The organism is Ruegeria sp. (assembly GCF_040830605.1).
GTDB lineage: Bacteria > Pseudomonadota > Alphaproteobacteria > Rhodobacterales > Rhodobacteraceae > Ruegeria.
Map to the genome: position 1 here is coordinate 132,496 of NZ_JBFOMD010000008.1, position 22,514 is coordinate 155,009.

20 protein-coding genes are annotated in these 22,514 nt (G+C 63.7%); 7 read left to right on the plus strand and 13 right to left on the minus strand.

Going from position 1 to position 22,514, the window contains the following annotated elements; genetic code table 11:
- The first annotated feature begins 1 nt into the window (after position 1).
- The 3 genes from AB3N21_RS12050 (at position 2) to AB3N21_RS12060 (ending at position 4,137) form a co-directional block, all read left to right on the plus strand.
- Positions 2-457, plus strand: coding sequence for an RES family NAD+ phosphorylase (locus tag AB3N21_RS12050; protein ID WP_367935452.1), 456 nt, complete (start codon positions 2-4; stop codon positions 455-457).
- Positions 458-527: 70 nt separating this feature from the next.
- Positions 528-2,207 carry an adenylate/guanylate cyclase domain-containing protein gene (locus tag AB3N21_RS12055; RefSeq protein WP_367935453.1) on the plus strand — a complete coding sequence of 560 codons (1,680 nt, stop codon included), beginning with the start codon at positions 528-530 and terminating at the stop codon, positions 2,205-2,207.
- A 211-nt stretch (positions 2,208-2,418) separates the two neighbouring features.
- Positions 2,419-4,137 (plus strand): bifunctional sulfate adenylyltransferase/adenylylsulfate kinase, encoded by a 1,719-nt coding sequence (locus AB3N21_RS12060; RefSeq protein WP_367935454.1) that lies wholly within the window; start codon positions 2,419-2,421, stop codon positions 4,135-4,137.
- A gap of 84 nt (positions 4,138-4,221) precedes the next feature.
- On the opposite strand, the gene AB3N21_RS12065 is transcribed toward AB3N21_RS12060, so the two are convergent.
- From AB3N21_RS12065 to AB3N21_RS12095, 7 genes are all read right to left on the minus strand, one after another.
- Positions 4,222-4,572, minus strand: coding sequence for an H-type lectin domain-containing protein (locus tag AB3N21_RS12065; RefSeq protein ID WP_171176112.1), 351 nt, complete (start codon positions 4,570-4,572; stop codon positions 4,222-4,224).
- 123 nt (positions 4,573-4,695) lie between these two features.
- Complete coding sequence (locus tag AB3N21_RS12070) at positions 4,696-5,106, minus strand: F0F1 ATP synthase subunit epsilon (protein WP_171176110.1); 411 nt, start codon at positions 5,104-5,106, stop codon at positions 4,696-4,698.
- Between the two features lie 12 nt (positions 5,107-5,118).
- The gene (gene atpD, locus AB3N21_RS12075; RefSeq protein ID WP_367935455.1) at positions 5,119-6,543 is read right to left on the minus strand and encodes a F0F1 ATP synthase subunit beta; all 1,425 of its coding nucleotides are present in this window, start codon (positions 6,541-6,543) and stop codon (positions 5,119-5,121) included.
- Positions 6,544-6,561: 18 nt separating this feature from the next.
- A complete protein-coding gene (locus AB3N21_RS12080) occupies positions 6,562-7,437 on the minus strand; it encodes a F0F1 ATP synthase subunit gamma (RefSeq protein ID WP_367935456.1) in 876 nt (291 codons plus the stop codon).
- A gap of 12 nt (positions 7,438-7,449) precedes the next feature.
- Positions 7,450-8,988, minus strand: a complete 1,539-nt coding sequence (atpA, locus tag AB3N21_RS12085) for a F0F1 ATP synthase subunit alpha (protein WP_171176105.1) — start codon at positions 8,986-8,988, stop codon at positions 7,450-7,452.
- Entirely contained in the window at positions 8,989-9,549 is a 561-nt protein-coding gene (locus AB3N21_RS12090; RefSeq protein WP_171176104.1) for a F0F1 ATP synthase subunit delta, read from the minus strand.
- Positions 9,550-9,876: 327 nt separating this feature from the next.
- Positions 9,877-10,611 carry a methyltransferase domain-containing protein gene (locus tag AB3N21_RS12095; protein WP_367935457.1) on the minus strand — a complete coding sequence of 245 codons (735 nt, stop codon included), beginning with the start codon at positions 10,609-10,611 and terminating at the stop codon, positions 9,877-9,879.
- Between the two features lie 61 nt (positions 10,612-10,672).
- Here AB3N21_RS12095 and gloB point away from each other — a divergent pair, with 61 nt between their 5' ends.
- From gloB to AB3N21_RS12110, 3 genes are all read left to right on the plus strand, one after another.
- Positions 10,673-11,440 (plus strand): hydroxyacylglutathione hydrolase, encoded by a 768-nt coding sequence (gene gloB / locus AB3N21_RS12100; RefSeq protein WP_367935458.1) that lies wholly within the window; start codon positions 10,673-10,675, stop codon positions 11,438-11,440.
- Positions 11,441-11,617: 177 nt separating this feature from the next.
- Positions 11,618-13,942, plus strand: a complete 2,325-nt coding sequence (gene clpA / locus AB3N21_RS12105; RefSeq protein WP_367935459.1) for an ATP-dependent Clp protease ATP-binding subunit ClpA — start codon at positions 11,618-11,620, stop codon at positions 13,940-13,942.
- Positions 13,943-14,902 carry a M23 family metallopeptidase gene (locus AB3N21_RS12110; protein WP_367935460.1) on the plus strand — a complete coding sequence of 320 codons (960 nt, stop codon included), beginning with the start codon at positions 13,943-13,945 and terminating at the stop codon, positions 14,900-14,902. It abuts the gene before it with no gap.
- 4 nt (positions 14,903-14,906) lie between these two features.
- Here the strand turns inward: AB3N21_RS12110 and AB3N21_RS12115 are convergent, their stop codons facing one another.
- From AB3N21_RS12115 to AB3N21_RS12125, 3 genes are all read right to left on the minus strand, one after another.
- The gene (locus tag AB3N21_RS12115) at positions 14,907-16,673 is read right to left on the minus strand and encodes a peptidoglycan -binding protein (protein WP_367935461.1); all 1,767 of its coding nucleotides are present in this window, start codon (positions 16,671-16,673) and stop codon (positions 14,907-14,909) included.
- Between the two features lie 3 nt (positions 16,674-16,676).
- Entirely contained in the window at positions 16,677-17,867 is a 1,191-nt protein-coding gene (locus AB3N21_RS12120) for a biopolymer transporter ExbB (RefSeq protein ID WP_367935462.1), read from the minus strand.
- Positions 17,868-17,935: 68 nt separating this feature from the next.
- Positions 17,936-18,466, minus strand: a complete 531-nt coding sequence (locus AB3N21_RS12125) for a gamma-glutamylcyclotransferase (RefSeq protein WP_367935463.1) — start codon at positions 18,464-18,466, stop codon at positions 17,936-17,938.
- 68 nt (positions 18,467-18,534) lie between these two features.
- On the opposite strand from AB3N21_RS12125, the gene AB3N21_RS12130 reads away from it, so the two are divergent.
- On the plus strand, positions 18,535-19,536 hold the full coding sequence (locus AB3N21_RS12130) for a DUF2125 domain-containing protein (protein ID WP_367935464.1): 1,002 nt from the start codon (positions 18,535-18,537) through the stop codon (positions 19,534-19,536).
- Positions 19,537-19,640: 104 nt separating this feature from the next.
- Here the strand turns inward: AB3N21_RS12130 and AB3N21_RS12135 are convergent, their stop codons facing one another.
- The 3 genes from AB3N21_RS12135 to hisC are packed head-to-tail and all read right to left on the minus strand — an operon-like array spanning position 19,641 to position 22,500.
- Positions 19,641-20,501, minus strand: a complete 861-nt coding sequence (locus AB3N21_RS12135) for an extensin family protein (RefSeq protein ID WP_367935465.1) — start codon at positions 20,499-20,501, stop codon at positions 19,641-19,643.
- Complete coding sequence (locus AB3N21_RS12140) at positions 20,498-21,418, minus strand: prephenate/arogenate dehydrogenase family protein (protein ID WP_367935466.1); 921 nt, start codon at positions 21,416-21,418, stop codon at positions 20,498-20,500. The genes AB3N21_RS12135 and AB3N21_RS12140 overlap by 4 nt, the downstream gene beginning before the upstream one ends.
- Positions 21,415-22,500, minus strand: coding sequence for a histidinol-phosphate transaminase (hisC, locus tag AB3N21_RS12145; RefSeq protein ID WP_367935467.1), 1,086 nt, complete (start codon positions 22,498-22,500; stop codon positions 21,415-21,417). Before hisC ends, AB3N21_RS12140 begins: the two co-directional genes overlap by 4 nt.
- Positions 22,501-22,514: the final 14 nt, after the last annotated feature.

Genomic DNA, 22,514 nt, shown 5'->3' on the forward strand with positions numbered 1-22,514 from the left:
GGTGCTGACATTCTCCGGCATCGTCTGGAGAATTCTGTATCAGGCGCGGGCGGATCGGCCTTTGTCCCCTGCCCGCGCCTCCGAAGGCCGCTTTCACCATTCCGGCCAGACCGCGCTTTATGCCTCACTGACACCCGAGGGCGCAGGCGTTGCGATCCGGCGCTATGTGGGTGCGGACGATCCGCCGCGCGTTATCCTTCCCTTGCAAGTGACCAATGCCAGGCTGGCCGATCTGCGGGGCCGCCCCGAAGTCTCGGTCATCTGGCAGGATCTGCACGCCGCAGGAGCGCCCTCGCCCACCTGGACCTTTTCCGATCAGGCGCGGCGGGAGGGCGCGCAGGGGCTGCTTTACTCCTCACGCTCGCGCCCGGAGCTCAGCCATCTGGTGCTGTTTGACTGTGCCGCCGATCTGATCCGCCCAGCAGGCGCGGCTGCACCCTGGCCCCCGGGGTCATGAAACCCCGCCTTGACCTGCCCTGCACGGCCCCGCACACTCAGATCCAGCGAACAGAAAACCGGAGGAGTCTTTGGCCAGCGCACTCTGGCGGGGAAGCTGGACAACACGTCTGAGGATCGCAACCGGGCTGATCCTGTTCACCTATGCCTTCTTTCACTTTTTCAACATCGGTCTGGGCCTGCTCGACTTTGAGTGGATGAACGCGATGCAGGACGGGCGACAGGTCATCACCCGCAGCCTCGCGGGCAGCGTGCTGCTCTATGCGGCGCTGCTGATCCATGCGGGGCTGGCGCTGACCTCGCTGGCCAAACGCCGCACGTTGCGTCTGAAATTCAGCGAGGCGCTGCAGGTGACGTTGGGCCTGCTGATCCCGCTGCAACTGATCGCGCATGTCGTCCAGACCCGCTACGCGCATGAAATCTACGACGTCAATGACGAGATGGGCTATCTCATCGTCCTGATGTGGCCGTATCCGGTGCTCTGGTGGCAGAGCCTGCTGCTGCTGATCGTCTGGATACATGGCTGTATCGGTCTGCATTTCTGGCTCCGCCTGACGCGATGGTGGCGCGCCAGCATTCCCTATCTTATCGGTGTGGCCGTGCTTATCCCTGGATTTGCCTTTGCCGGGCTGCTGACCGAGGGGCGGCGGATGTGGGACGCCTTTGCAGATGACGGGCTGCGCGAAGACTATGTGGCCTATTTCAACTGGCCCAGTGGCGAGGCATTTCAGCACCTGCTTTCCGTCACCAGCTATGGCCGCATGGTGTTCTGGGGGGCACTGGCGTTGACGGCTGCGGTCTATCTGGGGCGCAAGATCATGCGGCGGCGGCATGCGGTGCGTATCAGCTATGTGTACGGTCCCGATATCACCGCCGAGAAGGGCATGACCCTCTTGGAAATGTCGCAGGCCAACGGGATCGCGCATGCCGCGCTCTGCGGCGGCAAGGGGCGCTGCACCACCTGCCGGGTGGTGGTCGAAGAGGGTGGCGATTTGCTGCACCCTCCCAGCGAAACCGAGGCGCGCAGCCTCGCCGCCGTAAACGCCCCGCCCAACACGCGGCTGGCCTGCCAGATCCGCCCCACCCATCCCGCCACCGTGTTCCGCGTCTTCCGCCCCGAGGGCGGCCGCAACCGCGCCCATGCCAGTCAGGGACAGGAACGGCAACTGGCCATCCTGTTTCTGGACATGCGCGGCTTTACCGCCCGCACCACTGGGCAGCTGCCGTATGACGTGGTCTTTCTGCTGAATCGTTTCTTTGACGAGATCGTGCCCGCCATCACCAGTTCGGGGGGGACGGTGGACAAGTATCTGGGCGACGGGTTGCTGGCGGTGTTCGAGACCCACGACGCCGCAAGCTCGGCCCGCGCCGGGCTGCACGCCGCGCGTGAGGTCGGGCGCGCGCTGGAACGGTTCAACGAACGGCTCGCCACCGAACACGCGCCCGAGATTCGCATCGGCATGGGGTTGCACCTGGGCAATCTGGTTCTGGGTGAGATCGGCGCGGCTGGCCACGCGCCACGCACCATCATCGGTGACACGGTCAACGCCGCCAGTCGGCTGGAAGGCCAAACCAAGGAACTGGGTGTCGAACTGCTGGTCTCGACCCAGGTTCTGGAGGCCATGGAGACCGAGACTGCCGGCCTGCCCCTGCGCGAATTCCAGCTGCGCGGGGTTTCTGAACCGGTGTTCGCCCTGCCGGTTGCGCAGGCCTCGGAGCTGGAAATGCAGATCGACCTGTCGGAACAATAATTCCGCAAGCCCGGCCTGATCGCCCCGGATCGCGAATGATCGGTTTATGCGTTGCGGAAAAGCCCGAACTTCCTCCCATTCTGCGCAAAATCCGCCCAAAACGTCCTTAGTTGGCACAACCCGGCTGGACTTCCCCTTGCCGACATGGCTAAAGCCCCACAAAACACCCCGGACACTACGGATTTTCAAGCAAAGCAACACGAGTATTCGAATGACGATGTTGAGCAATCTTGCCCCGATTCCCGAACTCTACGTTTCCTACGATTCCGCCCAGAAACTTAAGGTCGAAGCCGCCGACCTGATCAGCCACGATCTGACCCCGCGCCAGATTTGCGACCTGGAACTGCTGATGAATGGCGGCTTCAGCCCGCTCAAGGGGTTCCTGTCCGAAGAGGATTACAATGGCGTGGTCGAGGACATGCGGCTGGCCGACGGCACCCTCTGGCCGATGCCCATCACGCTGGATGTCAGCGAGGAGTTCGCCGAGAAAATAGAGCTGGGTCAGGACATTGCCCTGCGCGACCAGGAAGGCGTGATCCTCGCCACCATGACCGTGACCGACCGCTGGACGCCCGACAAGGCCAACGAGGCGGAAAAAGTCTTTGGCGCCGACGATACCGCGCACCCGGCGGTGAACTATCTGCACAACGTGGCCGGCAAGATCTATCTGGGCGGTCCCATCGTCGGCATTCAGCCGCCCGTGCATTATGACTTCAAGGCCCGACGCGACACCCCGAACGAGCTGCGCGCCTATTTCCGCAAGGTGGGCTGGCGCCGCATCGTCGCGTTCCAGACCCGCAACCCGCTGCACCGGGCGCATCAGGAACTGACCTTCCGTGCTGCCAAGGAAGCGCAGGCCAACCTGCTGATCCACCCGGTCGTCGGCCTCACCAAGCCGGGCGATGTCGATCACTTCACCCGCGTACGCTGTTACGAGGCGGTACTAGACAAGTACCCGGCCTCAACCACCTCGATGTCGCTGCTCAACCTGGCCATGCGCATGGCCGGCCCGCGCGAGGCGGTCTGGCACGGCCTGATCCGCAAGAATCACGGCTGCACCCATTTCATCGTCGGCCGCGACCACGCGGGCCCCGGCAAGAACTCGGTAGGTGAAGACTTCTACGGCCCCTATGACGCGCAGGACCTGTTCCGCAAGTACCAGGACGAGATCGGCATCGAGATGGTCGATTTCAAACACATGGTCTATGTGCAGGAACGCGCGCAATACGAGCCCAATGACGAGATCAAGGACAAGGATAACGTTACTATCCTGAACATCTCGGGCACCGAACTGCGCCGCCGTCTGCGCGAGGGGCTGGAGATCCCCGAGTGGTTCTCGTTCCCCGAAGTGGTGCAGGAGCTGCGCAACCGCTTCCCGCCGCGCTCGCAGCAGGGCTTCACCGTGTTCTTCACCGGCTTCTCGGGTTCTGGCAAATCAACCATCGCCAACGCGCTGATGGTCAAGCTGATGGAAACCGGCGACCGCCCGGTGACGCTGCTGGATGGCGATATCGTGCGTAAGAACCTCAGCTCCGAACTGGGCTTCTCGAAAGAGCACCGCGACCTGAACATCCGCCGTATCGGCTATGTGGCGTCCGAGATCACCAAGAACGGCGGCATCGCCATCTGCGCGCCCATCGCGCCCTATGCCACGACCCGCCGCGCGGTGCGCGAAGAGATCGAGACCTTCGGCGCCTTCTGCGAGGTCCATGTGGCGACCAGCATCGAGGAATGCGAACGCCGCGACCGCAAGGGGCTCTACAAGCTGGCGCGTGAGGGCAAGATCAAGGAATTCACAGGAATTTCAGACCCTTACGATGTGCCGGAGAATCCCGAACTGCGCGTCGAGACCGAGAATGTGGACGTCGACAACTGCGCCCACCAGGTGCTGCTCAAACTCGAAAGCATGGGTCTGATCGCCGGGCACTGATACGGCAGGCGACATGTAGAAACATTAAGGCAGCCTTCGGTTTTCGAGGGCTGCTTTTTTTTGTGAGGTGAAGATACGGCGTTTCTACATGATGACCCAGTCATCTGGATGCGCCACTTCCCCGATGGCCAGCCATGACACGCGGATGCGGGCGACAAGCGTATCGGACCAGGTGCGAAACACGGCATCGAACCCGTCGCAGGTGATCTCTTCGGCCCGCACCTCGGCCCGCAGGGCCGAGCTTGTGTCCACGTCCCACAGCGCCACACCGATCTGGACAACCGGCGGGGTCCGGAAGGCCGAGCTGAACCCGATCCGGCAGCGCCGCTCACGCGGGCCCTTGCCGGTCCACATCTCGCCGCCATCCGCGAAGTCCGAGAACAGAACCTCTTCGCCCTGATCAATTCCGATGGGGTGGGATTGGAATAGCCTCATACCATCATCGCTTGTTCTTTAATTTCCGCACCTTACTGTGACGGGATTGAAATGGCAGCACAAAAAAAACCGGCCTCGCCTCGGGCGCGGCCGGTTCATGATTTCAGGGCAGCAAGGAACCGCTCAGAGGCTCATATGGGTGCCCAGGGCTTCCATATCGGCCAGCAGCTTGGCGGCATCATCCACCAGGTTGGTTTCCTGCTGTTCCTTGGCGGCCTCATGCGAGGCGCGCGCCTCGGCGATCAGTTCGTCCAGCTGTGCGCGGGTCACTTCGGTCACCGGGATGGCCTTTTCGGCCAGCACCGACAGCCCGTCCCCGTTGATCTGGGCAAACCCGCCGGTCACCAGGTATTCGCTGGAGCCTTCGGGGGCCTCGACCTTGAGGATACCCGGGCGCAACGTGGTGATGGTGGGGGCATGATCGGGCATCGCCGTCATGTCCCCGTCCGCGCCGGGGATCTGGACCGCGCTGGCCTGCAGCGAAGCAAGGCTCCGCTCCGGGCTGACGAGGTCGAATTGCATCGTGTTTGCCATCAGGGTTACTCCTTAGGCAGCTTCTGCGGCCATCTTCTCGGCTTTTGCGATCACTTCATTGATGCCGCCAACCATGAGGAAGGCCGCCTCGGGCAGGTGGTCGTATTCACCGGCCACAACCGCCTTGAACGACGAGATGGTTTCATCCAGCGGCACCTGCACCCCGGGCGAACCGGTGAAGACTTCGGCCACGTCGAACGGCTGGCTGAGGAAACGCTCGATCTTGCGGGCGCGGGCCACGGTCAGCTTGTCCTCTTCCGACAGTTCGTCCATGCCGAGGATGGCGATGATGTCCTGCAGCGACTTGTAGCGCTGAAGGATCTGCTGAACGTCGGTCGCAACCTTGTAGTGCTCGTCACCAACGATTGCCGGGTCGAGCAGACGCGAGGTCGAGTCGAGCGGGTCCACGGCCGGGTAGATACCCTTTTCCGAGATCGCGCGGTTGAGAACGGTGGTCGCGTCAAGGTGCGCAAACGAGGTTGCCGGCGCGGGGTCGGTCAGGTCGTCCGCAGGAACATAAATTGCCTGCACCGAGGTGATCGAGCCCGCCTTGGTCGAGGTGATGCGTTCCTGCAGGGCGCCCATGTCGGTGGCCAGCGTCGGCTGGTAGCCCACCGCCGAAGGAATACGGCCCAGCAGAGCCGACACCTCGGAGCCCGCCTGCGTGAAGCGGAAGATGTTGTCGACGAAGAACAGGACGTCGGTCCCGGACTGGTCACGGAACTGCTCGGCCAGTGTCAGGCCGGTCAGTGCAACACGGGCACGGGCCCCCGGAGGCTCGTTCATCTGGCCGTAGACCAGTGCCACCTGGCTTTCCGACAGATTGTCCGGCTTGATCACGTTCGATTCGATCATCTCGTGGTAGAGGTCGTTGCCCTCACGGGTCCGTTCACCAACACCCGCGAACACGGAAAACCCCGAGTGCACTTTGGCGATGTTGTTGATCAGTTCCATGATCAGGACGGTCTTGCCCACACCGGCGCCGCCGAAGAGGCCGATCTTACCGCCTTTGGCGTAGGGGGCCAGCAGGTCCACAACCTTGATGCCGGTCACCAGAATTTCCGACTCGGTCGACTGCTCGTCAAACTCGGGTGCGGGCTGGTGGATGGCACGGGATTCGGTCGCTTCAACGTCGCCCTTTTCGTCGATCGGCTCGCCGACCACGTTCAGGATGCGGCCCAGGGTGGCGTTACCCACCGGCACCGAGATCGGTGCGCCGGTGTCGGTCACGGCCTCGCCGCGGACCAGACCTTCGGTCGCGTCCATCGCGATGGTACGGACGGTGTTTTCGCCCAGGTGCTGCGCAACTTCCAGCACCAGACGCTTGCCGTTGTTGAGGGTTTCCAGCGCGTTCAGAATTTCAGGCAGTGCATCATCGAACTGCACGTCGACGACGGCCCCGATGATCTGAGTGACTTTGCCTTTTGCATTCGCCATGTTTCGTCTCCGGTTTTCTTACAGCGCTTCGGCGCCGGAAATAATTTCAATCAGCTCGTTGGTGATCACGGCCTGACGCGAACGGTTGAACTGGATGGTCAGCTTGTCGATCATCTCGCCCGCGTTGCGGGTCGCGTTGTCCATCGCGCTCATCCGGGCACCCTGTTCGGATGCGCCATTCTCCAGCAGGGCCGAGAAGATCTGGGTCGCCACGCCACGGGGCAGCAGGTCGGCCAGAATCCGTTCCTCGCCGGGCTCGTAGTCATAGACCGCGCCCCCGGTTTCCACCTCGACATCCTCGAACGAGGCCGGGATGACCTGCTGGGCCGTCGGGATCTGGGTCACCACGTTGACGAACTTCGCGTAGAAGATCGTGGCAACGTCGAACTCGGCCCCGTCGAACCGGGTCAGCACGTCCTTGGCGATGTCCTGCGCGTTGGCATAGCCGATGCGCTTAACCTCGCTCAGGTCGACATGACCCACGAACAGATCGCTGTATTCCCGCTTGAGCGCGTCGCGGCCCTTTTTGCCGACGGTCAGGATCTTGACCGTCTTGCCCTTGGCCCGCAGCTCGTCCGCCTTTGCGCGGGCCAGCTTGGCGATGTTCGAGTTGAAGCCGCCGCAGAGACCGCGCTCGGCTGTCATCACGACCAGCAGATGGACATCGTCGCTGCCCGTACCACGGAGCAGCTTCGGGGCGCTGTCGCTGTCCCCGACCGACGCCGCCAGCCCCGCCATCACGGCATTGAACCGCTCGGCGTAGGGGCGTGAGGCTTCGGCAGATTCCTGGGCGCGGCGCAGTTTCGCGGCCGCGACCATCTGCATGGCCTTGGTGATCTTGCGGGTCGATTTGACCGACTCGATCCTGTTTTTAAGGTCCTTCAGACTAGGCATCAGAACCTCCTATCAAGCGAAGGTCGCGGCGTATTCGTCGATCGCTGCCTTGAGCTTGTCGGATGCCTCACCTTTGATCTTGGGATCTTCGTCGGTGATCCACTGAAGCAGGTCGGCGTGCTTGCCGCGCAGATGCGCCAGCAGACCGGCCTCGTAGCGGCCCACTTCGGACACGTCGATCTTGTCGAGGTAGCCGTTGGTACCCGCGAAGATGACGCAGACAATCTCCGCGTTGGTCAGCGGCGAATACTGCGGCTGTTTCATCAGCTCGGTCAGACGTGCACCACGGTTCAGGAGCTGCTGGGTTGCGGCGTCGAGGTCGGACCCGAACTGCGCAAAAGCCGCCATTTCGCGGTACTGAGCCAGTTCCAGTTTCACCGGACCGGCAACCGACTTCATCGAGTCGGTCTGAGCGGACGAACCCACGCGGCTCACCGACAGACCGGTGTTCACGGCGGGGCGGATGCCCTGATAGAACAGCTCGGTTTCCAGAAAGATCTGGCCGTCGGTGATCGAAATCACGTTGGTCGGAATAAAGGCCGACACGTCGCCACCCTGGGTTTCGATGACCGGCAGAGCGGTCAGCGAACCGGCACCGAAATCCTCGTTCAGCTTCGCCGAACGCTCCAGCAGGCGCGAGTGGAGGTAGAAAACGTCGCCCGGATAGGCTTCACGGCCCGGCGGACGGCGCAGCAGCAGCGACATCTGACGATAGGACACGGCCTGCTTGGACAGGTCATCATAGATGATCAGCGCGTGACGGCCATTGTCGCGGAAGTATTCGGCCATCGCGGTTGCGGAGTAAGGCGCCAGGAACTGCATCGGCGCCGGGTCGGACGCGGTCGCGGCCACGACGATCGAGTAATCGATGGCGCCGCTTTCTTCCAGCTTCTTCACCAACTGGGCCACGGTCGAACGCTTCTGACCGATGGCGACGTAGACGCAGTAAAGTTTCTTCGACTCGTCATCGCCGGCTGCGTCGTTCACCGATTTCTGGTTCAGGATGGTGTCCAGCGCCACGGCGGTCTTGCCGGTCTGACGGTCGCCAATGATCAGTTCCCGCTGGCCACGGCCAATCGGGATCATCGCGTCAACCGATTTCAGGCCGGTCGCCATCGGCTCGTGCACCGATTTACGCGGGATGATGCCCGGCGCCTTGACGTCGGCCACGCCGCGCTTGGTGGCGTTGATCGGGCCCTTGCCGTCAATCGGATTGCCCAGTCCGTCCACAACGCGGCCCAGCAGCTCGTCCCCGATCGGCACGTCCACGATGGCGTTGGTGCGCTTGACGGTGTCGCCTTCCTTGATGTCCCGGTCCGAGCCGAAGATCACAACGCCGACATTGTCGCTTTCCAGGTTCAGCGCCATGCCCATGATGCCACCGGGAAACTCGACCATCTCGCCGGCCTGCACGTTGTCGAGGCCATACACACGGGCAATCCCGTCGCCGACGCTCAGCACGCGGCCGATCTCGGCCACTTCGGCTTCCTGACCAAAATTCTTGATCTGGTCCTTCAGGATTGCAGAAATCTCTGCAGCTTGGATACCCATTTATCCGACCTCTTTCATTGCATTCTGGAGGGAGTTGAGCTTGGAGCGGATCGAGCTGTCGATCATCTTCGAGCCCACTTTAACGACAAGACCGCCGATGAGGCTTTCATCAACGGTCGCATTGATAGTCACGGTTTTGCCCACGCGCTCGCTGAGCGTCTTGGACAGTTTGTCCATCTGGGTCTTGGTCAGCGCCTTGGCCGAGGCGACGTCGGCGGTCACTTCGCCGCGCTCGTCCGCCAGCATGCCGCGCAGGACGGTCACCAGTTGCGGCACCACGAACAGGCGGCGTTTCTGCGCCATCAGGCCCAGCGAGTTGCGCAGCACGCCGCTCAGGCCCATCTTGTCTGCAACTGCGGTGATTGCGGCTTCCTGTTCCGAGCGGGACACCAGCGGAGACGCAATCAGGTCGCGCAGATCGTCGCTGTCGCTCAGGGCGGTTGCCAGATCATTGATGCCGGATTCCAGACCCGCAAGGTCGTTGTTGTCTTTTGCGATCTCGAAGATCGCCGTGGCATAGCGCTCGGCGATGCCTGCGGAAATCGAAGCTGGTTCGGACACGTCCACCCTTCCGATACTTTTGGCCCCGTAGCTGCCCGGAACGGCACCCCGGGGGCGTGAAGAAACCCCGCCAGGACAGGCAGGGCATCAAAATCACCGGGGATGTAGCAGAGCGTATCCAACCTCGCAATATAGTATAGCGGTAACGCAGTTATCCCCAAATCCCGTGTTTTCAATAGGTTAGAGAAACTGCGACCCTTTGCACCCGAACGGGCGGTTGAAAAATGTTACGGAATTGCAGGTTTTTGCGATTCCTGTGGCATAAATCCTTCATAAAAGGGCCAACTGGCACGGCTGATAAGTCCAGATCGGCCGCCTTAACCGCGCCTAAGCGGGCTTGAGCATCCCGTCCAGCGCCTTGAGCGGACGGCGCGCCGTGTCCTTGATCGCATTGCCTCGCGGCGGGTGCACTCGCTTTGAGACTTCGACCATGAAAACACCACCCGCGAGGATCGTGGGCAGGCGCGTGCCGGTGCGCTCGATCAGCGCCCCCGATTTCAACCAGAACCGCCGGAAGGACGGTGGCTGATACAGCGCCGAGCAATGGTTCTCCGGCAGGAACTGATGGGTGCGCAACTGGGTTTCCAACTGCCCCAGCGTATAGGGACGGCCAAAACCAAAGGGGGTCTTATCCGAGCGTGACCACAGCCCCGCCCGGTTCGGCACCACAAAGATCGCCTTGCCCCCCGGCCCCAGCACCCGCCAGCACTCCTCCAGCAACTGGCTGGGCCGCTCCGAGGTTTCCAGCCCGTGCATCACCACCAGCTTGTCGATATGGCCGGTTTCAATCGGCCACATCGTCTCTTCGGCCAGGACCGCGACATTCGCCATTCCGGCGGGCCAGGGCATCACGCCCTGCGGACCTGGCATCAGACCGATCACCCGGCGCGCATCGGCCAGATAGGGCCGCAGCAGCGGCACGGCAAAGCCGAATCCCGCCACGGTCTGCCCCTTGGCCTCGGGCCAGATCTTGAGCAACCGGCCCCGGATCGCAGCCTGCGCCGCGCGCCCCAGCGTGCTGCGGTAGTAGAAATTCCTCAGATCCTGCACATCGAGATGCATTGCGGACACCTGCGCTATCGGCTTAGCTGGGCGCAGTCTAGCAACGAAAGGGCAAAAGGCCATGCCTCTTGAGATCGTCACCATCCCCTGCCTCAGCGACAATTACGCCTTTCTGGCCCATGACGGGGAAAGCGGCGAAACCGCGCTGGTCGACGCGCCCGAGGCCGCGCCGATTCTGACCGAATTGGCGGCGCGCGGCTGGCGGCTGAGCCATGTGTTGCTGACCCACCATCATTACGATCATGTGGACGGTCTGGCCGGGATTCTGGCGCAGCATCCCGCGCAGGTGGTGGGCGCCGCTGCCGATGCCCACCGGCTACCGCCACTGGATGTGCTGGTGGCCGAGGGAGACACGCTGACGATCGTAGGCGAGCCGGTGCACGTGCTCGACGTCTCGGGCCACACCGTAGGCCATATCGCCTTTCACATGCCGCAAAGCCACGCGGTCTTTACCGCCGACAGCCTGATGGCGCTGGGATGCGGGCGGCTGTTCGAAGGCTCGGCACCGCAGATGTGGGCCTCGCTCAGCAAGCTGGCGGCGCTGCCCGAGGAAACAATCGTCTACTCCGGCCACGAATATACACAATCCAACGGACAGTTTGCCCAGACCATCGAGCCGGAAAACCCCGCCCTGCAGCAGCGCATCGCCGACATCGCCCGCGCCCGCGCCGCCGGAGAACCCACGGTGCCGTCGTCGCTGGCATTGGAAAAGGCCACCAACCCCTTTCTGCGCGCGGAAGATTCCGGCATTCAGGCCAATCTCGGCATGACAGGCGCCGACCCTGCCGCGGTCTTTGCCGAAATCAGGGCGCGAAAGGACCGGTTCTGACTAATTTTCACGCTCCTCACAGACACGGTCACGGGAAATGTGACTGTCAAGTGAAAGAAAACCCTTGAAGCCGGGCCATGATCAACCAAACTCTAATACTATGAGGACATGGTTGGGACGGGGGTCGCCGACCGATACTCGGCCCCCAATCCGACCCAAGATTAGAGGAGCACCCGCGTGCCTTCATTCTCGAGCACATTAGAACAAGCCATTCACGCGGCCCTTGCGGCGGCGAATGAACGGCGGCACGAATTCGCGACGCTTGAGCATCTGTTGCTGGCGCTGCTGGAGGAACCGGACGCCGTGCGTGTCATGAAGGCCTGCAGCGTCGATCTGGACGAGTTGCGCAGTACTTTGGTTGAGTTCATCGACGAGGACCTGTCGAACCTGGTCACGGATATCGACGGCTCCGAAGCGGTGCCGACGGCGGCCTTCCAGCGGGTGATCCAGCGCGCCGCGATCCACGTGCAAAGCTCAGGCCGGACTGAGGTGACCGGTGCGAATGTGCTGGTGGCCATCTTTGCCGAACGCGAAAGCAACGCGGCCTATTTCCTGCAGGAACAGGACATGACCCGTTATGACGCGGTGAACTTCATCGCCCATGGCGTGGCCAAGGACCCGGCATACGGTGAAAACCGCGCGGTGAAAGGCGCCGACGAGGTCGAGGATGAGGCGCAGAGCTCCACCAGCGAGGTGGAGCAGAAGGAAAGCGCGCTTGCCAAATACTGCGTCGATCTGAACGCCAAGGCCCGCAGCGGCGATGTCGACCCGCTGATCGGGCGCGAGGATGAGGTCGAGCGCTGCATTCAGGTGCTCTGCCGCCGCCGCAAGAACAACCCGCTTCTGGTGGGCGATCCCGGTGTCGGCAAGACCGCCATCGCCGAAGGTCTGGCGCGCAAGATCGTATCGGGTGAAACGCCCGAGGTTCTGTCGCAGACCACGATCTACTCGCTCGACATGGGCGCGCTGCTGGCGGGCACCCGCTATCGCGGCGATTTCGAGGAACGGCTCAAAGCCGTGGTGACCGAGTTGGAAGAGCATCCCGATGCGGTTCTCTTCATTGATGAGATTCACACCGTGATCGGCGCGGGCGCCACTTCGGGCGGCGCGATGGATGCGTCGAACCTGCTCAAACCCGCCCTGCAGGGCGGCAAGCTGCGCACCATGGGCTCGACCACCTACAAGGAGTTCCGCCAGCATTTCGAGAAGGACCGCGCCCTGTCCCGCCGGTTCCAGAAGATCGACGTGAACGAACCCACGGTCGAGGACAGCGTCAAGATCCTGCGCGGCCTGAAACCGTATTTCGAAGAGCATCACGACATCAAATACACCGCTGATGCGATCAAATCCGCGGTGGAACTGTCGGCTCGCTATATCAACGACCGCAAACTGCCCGACAAGGCCATCGACGTGATCGACGAGGCCGGCGCGGCGCAGCATCTGGTCGCGGAAAGCAAGCGGCGCAAAACCATCGGCGTGAAAGAGATCGAGGCGGTGGTCGCCAAGATCGCCCGCATCCCGCCCAAGAACGTCACCAAGGACGATGCCGAGTTGCTGAAAGATCTCGAAGCCTCGCTGAAACGGGTGGTGTTCGGTCAGGACGTGGCCATCGAGGCGTTGTCGAGCGCCATCAAGCTGGCCCGTGCCGGGCTGCGCGAGCCCGAAAAGCCCATCGGCAACTACCTGTTCGCGGGCCCCACCGGCGTCGGCAAGACCGAGGTCGCCAAGCAACTGGCCGATACGTTGGGTGTGGAACTGCTGCGTTTCGACATGTCGGAATACATGGAGAAACACGCGGTTTCCCGTCTGATCGGCGCGCCTCCGGGCTATGTCGGCTTCGATCAGGGCGGCCTGCTGACCGACGGCGTCGACCAGCATCCGCATTGCGTGCTGCTGCTGGATGAGATCGAGAAAGCGCATCCGGACGTGTTCAACATCCTGCTGCAGGTGATGGACCATGGTGAGCTGACTGATCACAACGGGCGCACCGTGAACTTCCGCAACGTGGTCCTGATCATGACCTCGAACGCGGGCGCGCAGGAACAGGCCCGAGCCGCCATCGGCTTTGCCCGCGACCGGCGCGAGGGCGAGGATACCGCCGCCATCGAGCGGATGTTCACGCCGGAGTTCCGCAACCGTCTGGACGCGGTGATCTCCTTCGCGCCGCTGTCGAAGGAGGTCATCCTGCAGGTGGTCGAGAAGTTCGTCCTCCAGCTTGAGGCGCAGTTGCTTGACCGTGGCGTGTCGATCGAATTGACCACCGCCGCCGCCGAATGGCTGGCCGACAAGGGTTACGACGACAAGATGGGCGCCCGCCCGCTGGGCCGGGTGATCCAGGAGCACATCAAGAGGCCGCTGGCCGAAGAGCTGCTGTTCGGCAAGCTGGCCAAGGGCGGTGTGGTCCGCGTCTCGATCAAGAAGGGTGAGCTCAACCTGCAGATCCTCGGCCCCGACCAGCCTCGGATTTCTGGCGACCGGCCCCCGCTTCTGACCGCAGATTAAGTGCGTGGAGGGCTGAGTGCCCTCCTGACGCTCGCCGCCACCATGGCGGCGGGCCAGCCCGTTCTGGACCTGCCCGTCGATTGCATTCCGGGCAAAAGCTGCACCATCCAGAACTTCGTCGATCATGTCCCTGGCCCGGACGCCGAGGATTTCCGCTGTGGCCCGCTCAGCTATGACGGCCACAAAGGCACCGATTTCGCGCTGCCAACCCTGCGGGAGATGCACGAAGGCGTCCGGGTTCTGGCCGCAGCGCCCGGGGTGGTGCGGGGGATCCGCGACGGGATGGAGGATCGAAGGTTCGAGCCCGCCGATCAGGACGCGATTGCCGGGCGCGACTGCGGCAACGGCGTTGTCATCGCCCATGAGGATGGCTGGGAAACCCAGTATTGCCACATGAAGCGCGGCTCACTCCGGGTCAAAACCGGTGACACGGTGCTGGCGGGCACCGTGCTGGGCGAGATCGGCCTCAGCGGCAGAACCCAGTTCCCGCATCTGCATCTTTCGGTCCGCCATCAGGATCGCGTAGTCGATCCGTTTGCCACGTCGGGCGCCGCAACGTGCGGCGAGGCCGGGGAAACACTCTGGAAGGCACCACCCGCATATGTTCCGGGCGCCATGCTCTCGGTCGGCTTCTCGGATCACGTGCCGGAATACGAGGACATTCAGGCCGGAACCGCCGCGCGCAGGGCAATGCCGCCGGATGCCGCCGGGCTGGTCCTGTTCGGCTACGCCTTTGGCGGTCAGACCGGCGATATCCTGCGCCTGACAATCGACGGCCCCGATGGGCCCTTTCTGTCCGAGGAATTTGCACTGGATAAAGCACAGGCCCGGTTCTTTCGCGCCGCCGGACGGCGTTTGGCCGCGGCGAGTTGGCCAGCGGGCCGGTATCGCGGCGAGGTCGCGATGCTGCGCAATGGCACAGAGATCAGCCGCAAGACCGTCGAAATTACCATCGAATAGCGGGCTACTTCTCGGTCAGCTTCAATTCGATCCGCCGGTTCTGCGCCCGCGCCTCGGGCGTATTCGCGTCGTTCACCGGCTGGAACTCTCCGAACCCGTTGGCAGCCAGACGGTTGGGCGGAATACCGAGGAAGTCCACCATGTAGCGCACGACCGACAGGGCGCGGCCCTGGCTCAGTTCCCAATTGTCCCGATAGCGGCCTGTGCCGAACAGAGGCACGTTGTCGGTATGCCCATCCACCCTGATTATCCAGTTGAGCTCAGGCGGGATGTCCTGCGCCACGCTGCCCAGAATGCGGGCAACCTTGGCGACCTCAAGCTCGCCCTCGGATGACAACACCGCCGAGCCCGGATCAAACAGCACCTCGGATGAGAACACGAACCGGTCACCCTCGATCCGCACCCCCTCCTGCTGGCCCAGCACGTCACGCAGACGGCCAAAGAACTCCGAGCGGTAGCGTTCCAGATCCTCGGCCTGCGCCGTCAGTTCCTCGGTTTCCTGCGCAAGCGCCTGCGCCTCGGCCTCCAGCCGCTTGCGCTCGGCCTCTTCCAGAATGCGCCGCCTGCGCTCTTCCGAGGCCGCGCGGGCGAGTGCCGCGTTCAGATCCTGCCCCAGCGTCTGCAGCTGCACCTCGGCGGCCGCATTGCGATCCTTGTAGTCGTCCAGCAAAGCCTGCAGGCTGCCAAGCTGCCCGCGCAATGCCGCGACCTGCTGGTTGAGCAGCGCCGTCTGCCGCTGTGCTTCGGCCGAGATCTCCTTTTCCGCCGCCAGCGTCTCACGCGCCAGCGCCAGCAGTTCGGCCCGCTCCTCGGCCAGCGACCGCTGCGCCGCGGCGCCGCTTTCCGCCTCGGCCTGCGCGCTCAGCGCCGCATCCAGACGGGCCTGCAATTCCTCCTGGGTCAGCGCGTCGCCGAACTCGCGCTCCAGCGCCGCCTTGGCGGCCTCGGCAGCGGCGAGCAGGGTCAGCGTATCCTCGGCCTCCTGCCGCTGCGCCTCAAGCGCCAATGTCATCGCGGTCAGCTCGGCATCGGCATTCTGCAACCGCTCACGCAGCGCCTCGGCGGCGGCGGCTTCGGCCAGCTTCGCGGCCTCTTCCTCGGTCAGTTGCTGTTCCAGCGCCTCGATCCGGGCCGTGCTGGCCGCGCCGGTGCGCTCCAGATCGGCCACCAGCGCCTCAAGCGCCTCGCGGCGGGCGGCGGCCAGGCGGGCGGCCTCGGTCTGGGCGTCGATCTCTTCTCGGCTGCGGGCCAGCGCCAGGTTCAGCGCCTCCTGCTCCGACAGAAGCTGTTCGCGCGCCGCCTGCAACTCCTCGCGCTCGGCCTCCAGTTCGCGGATATCGCCCAGCGCCCGGTCCCGGTCCGCCAGCAACGCCGCAACCTGCGCCTCGAACCCGGTGATCCGGGTCTGTGCCTCATCAAGCGCGGCGGTCTGCCGGTCGCGCTCCGACGTCAGCGAGGTGATCAGCGCCTGTGCCTGCGCCAGATCGTCCTCTGCCTGGTTCAGGGTGGTGCTCAGCGCCCCCAACCGGGCCTGCAGCCGGCTGTTCTCGCGCTCTTCCAGCCCCAGCGCATCCGCCAGCGCCGACACCTCGGCCGAGAGCGCACTCAACTCGTCCTCCTGCCCCGAGATCGTCTCGCGCAGCACATACTGAACCACCATGAAGATGGTCAGAACGAAGGTCAGCACCATCAACAGCCCCGTCATCGCATCCACGAAACCGGGCCAGACCGAGCCCTGGAATCGCTGACCGGTGCGGCGGGACAGGGCCATGGCTCAGTCTCCGTCCCGCGCGGACTTGGCCCGGGCCGCCCCGCGCACACGCGGCTGCGACAGCGCCTTGACCAGCAGCTCGATATCCTTGCGCAGCTCGACCATGCTCTCCTGACGGCCCGCCGAAATCTCTTCGAGAATGCGCAAAAGCTGCACATCCATCGACCGCAGGCGCATCCGGCTTTCGGCATCCATGCCTTCGCCGGGTCCCTGATTGCGCATGTGTTCCAGCAGCGCATCCTGACTGACCGCGACCCGATCAAGCGCGCCGATCACGCCCTCGGTATCGGTCTGACGCTGGTTCATCTCGCCAATGACATCGACCAGATTGCCAAGACGCGTAGAGACCTCGGCCTGACCCTGCTCATTGGCGGCAAACAGGTTCTGCAACGCGTCCATCTGTTCCGACATCGCATCCAGAACCGGGGCCAACACCGCCACCTCGGCGCCGCCCTCATCGCCCGAGGCAAAGCCGACGCGGGTGATGGTCGACAGCCACTCCTCAAGCTCGCGGTAAAACCGGTTCTGGCCATGCCCGGCAAACAGTTCCAGCAGCCCCACGATCAGCGACCCGGCAAGACCCAAGAGCGACGAGCCAAAGGCCACGCCCATGCCCTGCAGCTGCGATTCCAGCCCGGTCATCAGTCGGTTGAACACCGCCAGACCTTCCTCACCCTCCTGCGGGTTGAGGCTGCGGATGGTGTCGACGATGGCCGGAACGGTGGTGGCCAGACCAAAGAACGTCCCCAGCAGGCCCAGATAGATCAGCACGTTGGTGATATATCGGGTGATCTCGCGCTCTTCCTCGATCCGCTCGGCCACCGAATCCAGAATGGACCGGGTCGAGGTCGAACTGATCTGCATCCGCGCCCCGCGCGAGCGCAGCAGCGAGGCCAGCGGCGCCAGCAGTTGCGGCGGGCGGGTCTCCTCACGCTCGACCCCGCCGACAAAGGCCTCGATCCAGCGCGCCGATCCGATCAACTGCGTGACCTGATAGAAACAGGCCAGAACGCCGATGATGAAGACCAGCAGAATGAACCCGTTGAGATAGGGGTTCGCCTGAAACACCGGCATCACATAGGGCAGCGCCACAAAGACCCCCAACCCGGATAGTCCGAGTGCGATCAGCATCATCAAGATTTGCCGGATCGGTTGCGAGAAATGCGGTCCCGCGTCCCGGTGTGCCTGCGCCATGCGCTTATTTCCTGAACTTCTCTGCTCTGAGGAGAACCTACCGAAGAAACGCAGGTTAGGCCAAGAGTTTATGCCACCAGCGCACGCACCCGTTGGGAAAGCCATTCCAGATCCGGGTCATGCAGCCCGATTTCGGCCAGATGCTCGGTGGTGTTGTAGAGATACTCGGTGTTGGGGCCGCGTCCGCCCACCGCATGGGCGATGATCTGGGCCTGCTCCTCCAGCGGTATGCCCCCGCAATACTGCACGTGGTGCGGGTCGATCACGTAGGTGACGGCATTCACCGTCTCGCCGCTGTGCAGTTCGACATCCAGCATCCGCTCCAGATAGGCCGACGAGATCAGTTCGCGCTCGCGCAGATCGGCCAGAGTGCGGTCCTCATGCCCGGCCTCGACCGCCAGCGCCAGCCCCCTGCAATGGGCCTCGTCCACCTCATCCAGCGCCAGAACCAGACCGGGCTTGTCCTCGGTTCCCCTGTGATGAATCGAGCTCATGCAGAAGGACCGTGCATAGCCGTGCAGCGTCGCCAGCTCTTGCCGCGCCACCGGAAAGCCGGGGTTCCACAAAAGCGATCCATATCCGAAAACCCACATCGTCATCGCGCTGGTCCTTGCCTGTTTGCGTCTATAAACATCAATTCAGTGGCAGGAAAAAGGGGCCAAATCCCATGGGCAGGCTGGTTCGCATCCTCATCTTCATCGCGCTGGCATGGTCGGGCTACTGGTATGTGGCGGGATACGGGCTGCGTTCGGCCATCGTGGCGTGGTTTTCCGCCCAAGAGGCACGGGGCTGGCAGGCCGATTATGCCGAGATCGCCACCTCGGGCTATCCCGCGCGCCACCAGACCCGCCTGACCAGCCCGGCGCTCGCCGATCCGGCCAGCGGCACCGCGTGGCAGGCCGAGTGGCTGGAACTGGACAGCCCCGCCATCTGGCCGGGCCGCCAGACCATGCGCTTTGCCGAGACACCCCAGCGGCTGTCCTATCTCGACCAGACCGCCATCGTCAGCGCCCGGGACATGCAGGCCGAACTGCATCTGCAACCGGGCGTCGCGCTCGCGCTGGAACGCATGGCCCTGACCTCGGGCCCCTGGTCGATCAGCCGCGAGGGCGAGGCGCTGGCCAGCGCAGGTGATCTGACCCTGCTGATGGAGCAGACAGAGACGCCCGAGACCTACCGCATCGACCTCGAAGCCGCCGGTTTCTCCCCGGGCGAGGATCTGCGGCGGCTCATGCGCTCATCCACCGCCCTGCCCCGCAACTTCCAGACGCTCAAGGCGGACATGACCGTGCGCTTCGACAAGCGCTGGGACCGCAGCGCGCTCGAGGAGCAGCGCCCGCAGCCGGTTCGGGTCGATCTGGCACTGGCCGAGATGAAATGGGGGGAGCTGCGCCTGTTCGCCACCGGCAAGCTGGATGTGGACACGCAAGGTATTCCAACCGGTGAGGTCGCGCTCAAGGCCGAGAACTGGCGCGAGATGCTGGCGATGGCCCATGCGGCGGGCGCCCTGCCCGATCAGGCGGTCGATCCGGCCACAAAGGTGCTGAACCTGCTGGCCGGGCTGGGCGGCAATCCTAACGCGCTGGACGTGCAGCTGAATTTCCGCGACGGGTTCGTGGCCCTGGGTCCGATCCCGCTTGGCCCGGCGCCGCGCCTGATCCTGCGTTAAAGCGCAATCCGAAAAGTAGGAACCGGTTTTCGGACCGAATTGCGCGACACAAAAAGGATAGAGTGGCGCTTCTGTTCAGAATTATCTGCCACTGTTCAAAGTCGTCACTTGCAATAGGGACCTCTGCGGTATCGCGCCGTATCCATGTGGAAGTGATCCTGATGATAGCGGTCCGCATTGGGTCCTAGCACAGTTCCGAACGGACCGCAGGCGCCACGCCAGACCTTTTTCAGCAATGCCTGGGTCGACTTGCCGCGCCAGCCGTTCAGCACGGTGATCCACTCCCCGTCATTCATCTTGAACGCCGAAATATCGATCGCCCGGCCCTTGCCGTGTTCCGATATCTTGGCCCCTTTGCGGTTGTTGCGCGTGCGGCAGGTATAATGCGCGGCCACCTTCAGCTCGACAACGGGACCACGACGGCGGAAGGTCGGTTTGACGGTGCGGTCCACCCAGCGGTTCAACGCCTTGGCGGTGTCGCAGCCCATCACCGAAGCCTGGCTGAGCCGCACGCCCGAGACCGAGGTGACCTGCACCGCATCCTCAACCCCGCAACCGCGTATCCGGCCCGGCACATCGCCCACCTTCTTGCCCTGTATCTCTATGACACCGCAGACCGAGCCCTTGCGCAGGCGCCGCTTTCTGAACAGCACCTCCTGCTCCAGCGTCTCGGGCCGAAGCAGCGGGCGCAGCGACACATCGGGGCCAAGAGACGGCAGGTCGACAGGCCGCGCGGCGGCCATCAGGATCTGTTTCGACACGGGCCGCAGTTGCGGGCGCAGCGGGCTGATCCGCCCGATCTGCGGGGTCACGTTGATCGCAGCGCGGGTGACAACCTCATTCACGGCGGCCTCGGGTGCTACGCGCAGACGCGGGCGCAGTGAGCTTTCCGCAAGATTGGCCAGCACCGCATCGCCGCAAAACACAAGCGTCCCGATCAGCGCAACTGTCGCCCGACCCATCATGCCTTGACCTGCCCGCGCCCGAAATCCGGTGCGTCCGTATCCTGCCCCGCCTCGATGATCCCCCGCCGGATGGCGCGGGTGCGGGTGAAGTAATCGAACAGATGCTCGCCATCCCCGGTCCGGATTGCCCGCTGCAACGCAAACAGCTCTTCGGTGAACCGGCCAAGGATTTCCAATGTCGCGTCCTTGTTGGTCAGAAACACATCGCGCCACATGGTCGGGTCGGAGGCTGCAATCCGGGTGAAGTCCCGAAAACCGGCGGCGGAATACTTGATCACTTCGCTGTCGGTCACCCGGCGCAGATCGTCGGCCACGCCCACCATCGTATAGGCGATCAGGTGGGGCGCATGGCTTGTCACCGCCAGCACTAGATCGTGGTGATCGGCGTCCATTTCATCGACATGCGCACCCATGCCTTCCCACAGCGCACGCAGCCTGGCCACTGCCTGCGGGTCCGAGCCCTCGACCGGCACCAGCAGGCACCAGCGGTTGTCGTAAAGCTCGGCAAACCCCGCCTCGGGTCCGGAATGCTCGGTCCCGGCCAGCGGGTGGGCAGGCACGAAATGCACGCCTTGGGGGATATGCGGCTGCACCGCGGTGATCACGTGCCGCTTGACCGAGCCAACATCCGTGACCGTCGCCCCCGGCTTCAGCACCGGTGCGATATCGGCGGCCACCGCCCCCATCGCGCCCACCGGCACGCAGAGCACCACCAGATCGGCGCCGTCCGCCGCCTCACGGGCGCTGTCGCAAACCCGGTCGCATAGTCCGATGCGGCGGGCGGTCTCGCGGGTCGCTTCCGAACGCGCATAGCCGGTCACCTCGCCCGCCAGCCCGGCGCGCTTGATCGCCCAAAACATCGAGGACGCGATAAGACCGAGGCCGATCAGCGCCACACGGTCGTAAACCTGGCTCATGCAGCGCCTCCCTTGAACGCCTTGACGGCTGCAACCACACGGGCACAGGCCTGTTCATCGCCGACGGTGATCCGCAGCGCATTTGGCAGGTTGTAACCCGCCACACGCCGCACGATCAAACCCTGAGATTGCAGATAGCCGTCACAGGCCTCGGCCTCGGCCCGGTCGGCAAAGCGCACGAGGATGAAATTGGTGCTCGACGCATCCGACGGCACCCCCAGCTCCGCCAGCGCATCGGCCAGCCAGACCCGCAACCTGGCGTTCTCGGCCTGGCAGAAATCCACATAGTCCCGGTCCCGCACAGCGGCCTCGGCAGCGGCCAGCGCGGTCGCCGACAGGTTAAAGGGCTGCCGGATACGGTTCAGCACGTCAATGATCGCCTGCGGTGCATAGCCCCAGCCGACCCGCATACCGCCCAACCCGTAGATCTTGGAAAAGGTCCGCGTCATGATGACATTGCTGCGCCCATCGACAACCGACACGCCGCCATCGAACCCATCGACGAACTCGGTATAGGCCCCGTCCAGCACAAGGATCACCTGCGGCGGCAAGGCATCGGCCAGCCGCGCGACCTCAGCCTCCGCGATCATGGTCGAGGTCGGATTGCCCGGATTGGTCAGAAACACCACCCGGGTCTTGCCGGTACAGGCCGCAAGGATCGCATCCACATCGACCATCCGCTCCCGCTCCGGCACTTCGACCGGCACCGCGCCCGCCATCCGCGCCAGAATGGGGTACATGGAAAACCCGTGCTCGGTATGAATGACCTCATCGCCGACACCGGCATAGGCCTGCACCACGAATTGCAGCACCTCGTCCGAGCCTACGCCACAGATGATCCGCTGAGGGTCCAGCCCGTGCACCTCGCCAATCGCCGCCCGCAGCTCGGCATGATCGGTGCTGGGATAGCGATGCAACTGCGCCGCACTGTCCCGCACCGCCTCGATCGCCTTCGGGCTGGGGCCGAACGGGTTCTCGTTCGAGCTGAGCTTGATGACATCGGCCACGCCCTCGACATGGGACTTGCCGCCCTGATAGAGCGCGATATCCATGATGCCGGGTTGCGGAGTGATCTTGTTCATGTCGGGGCTCCCTA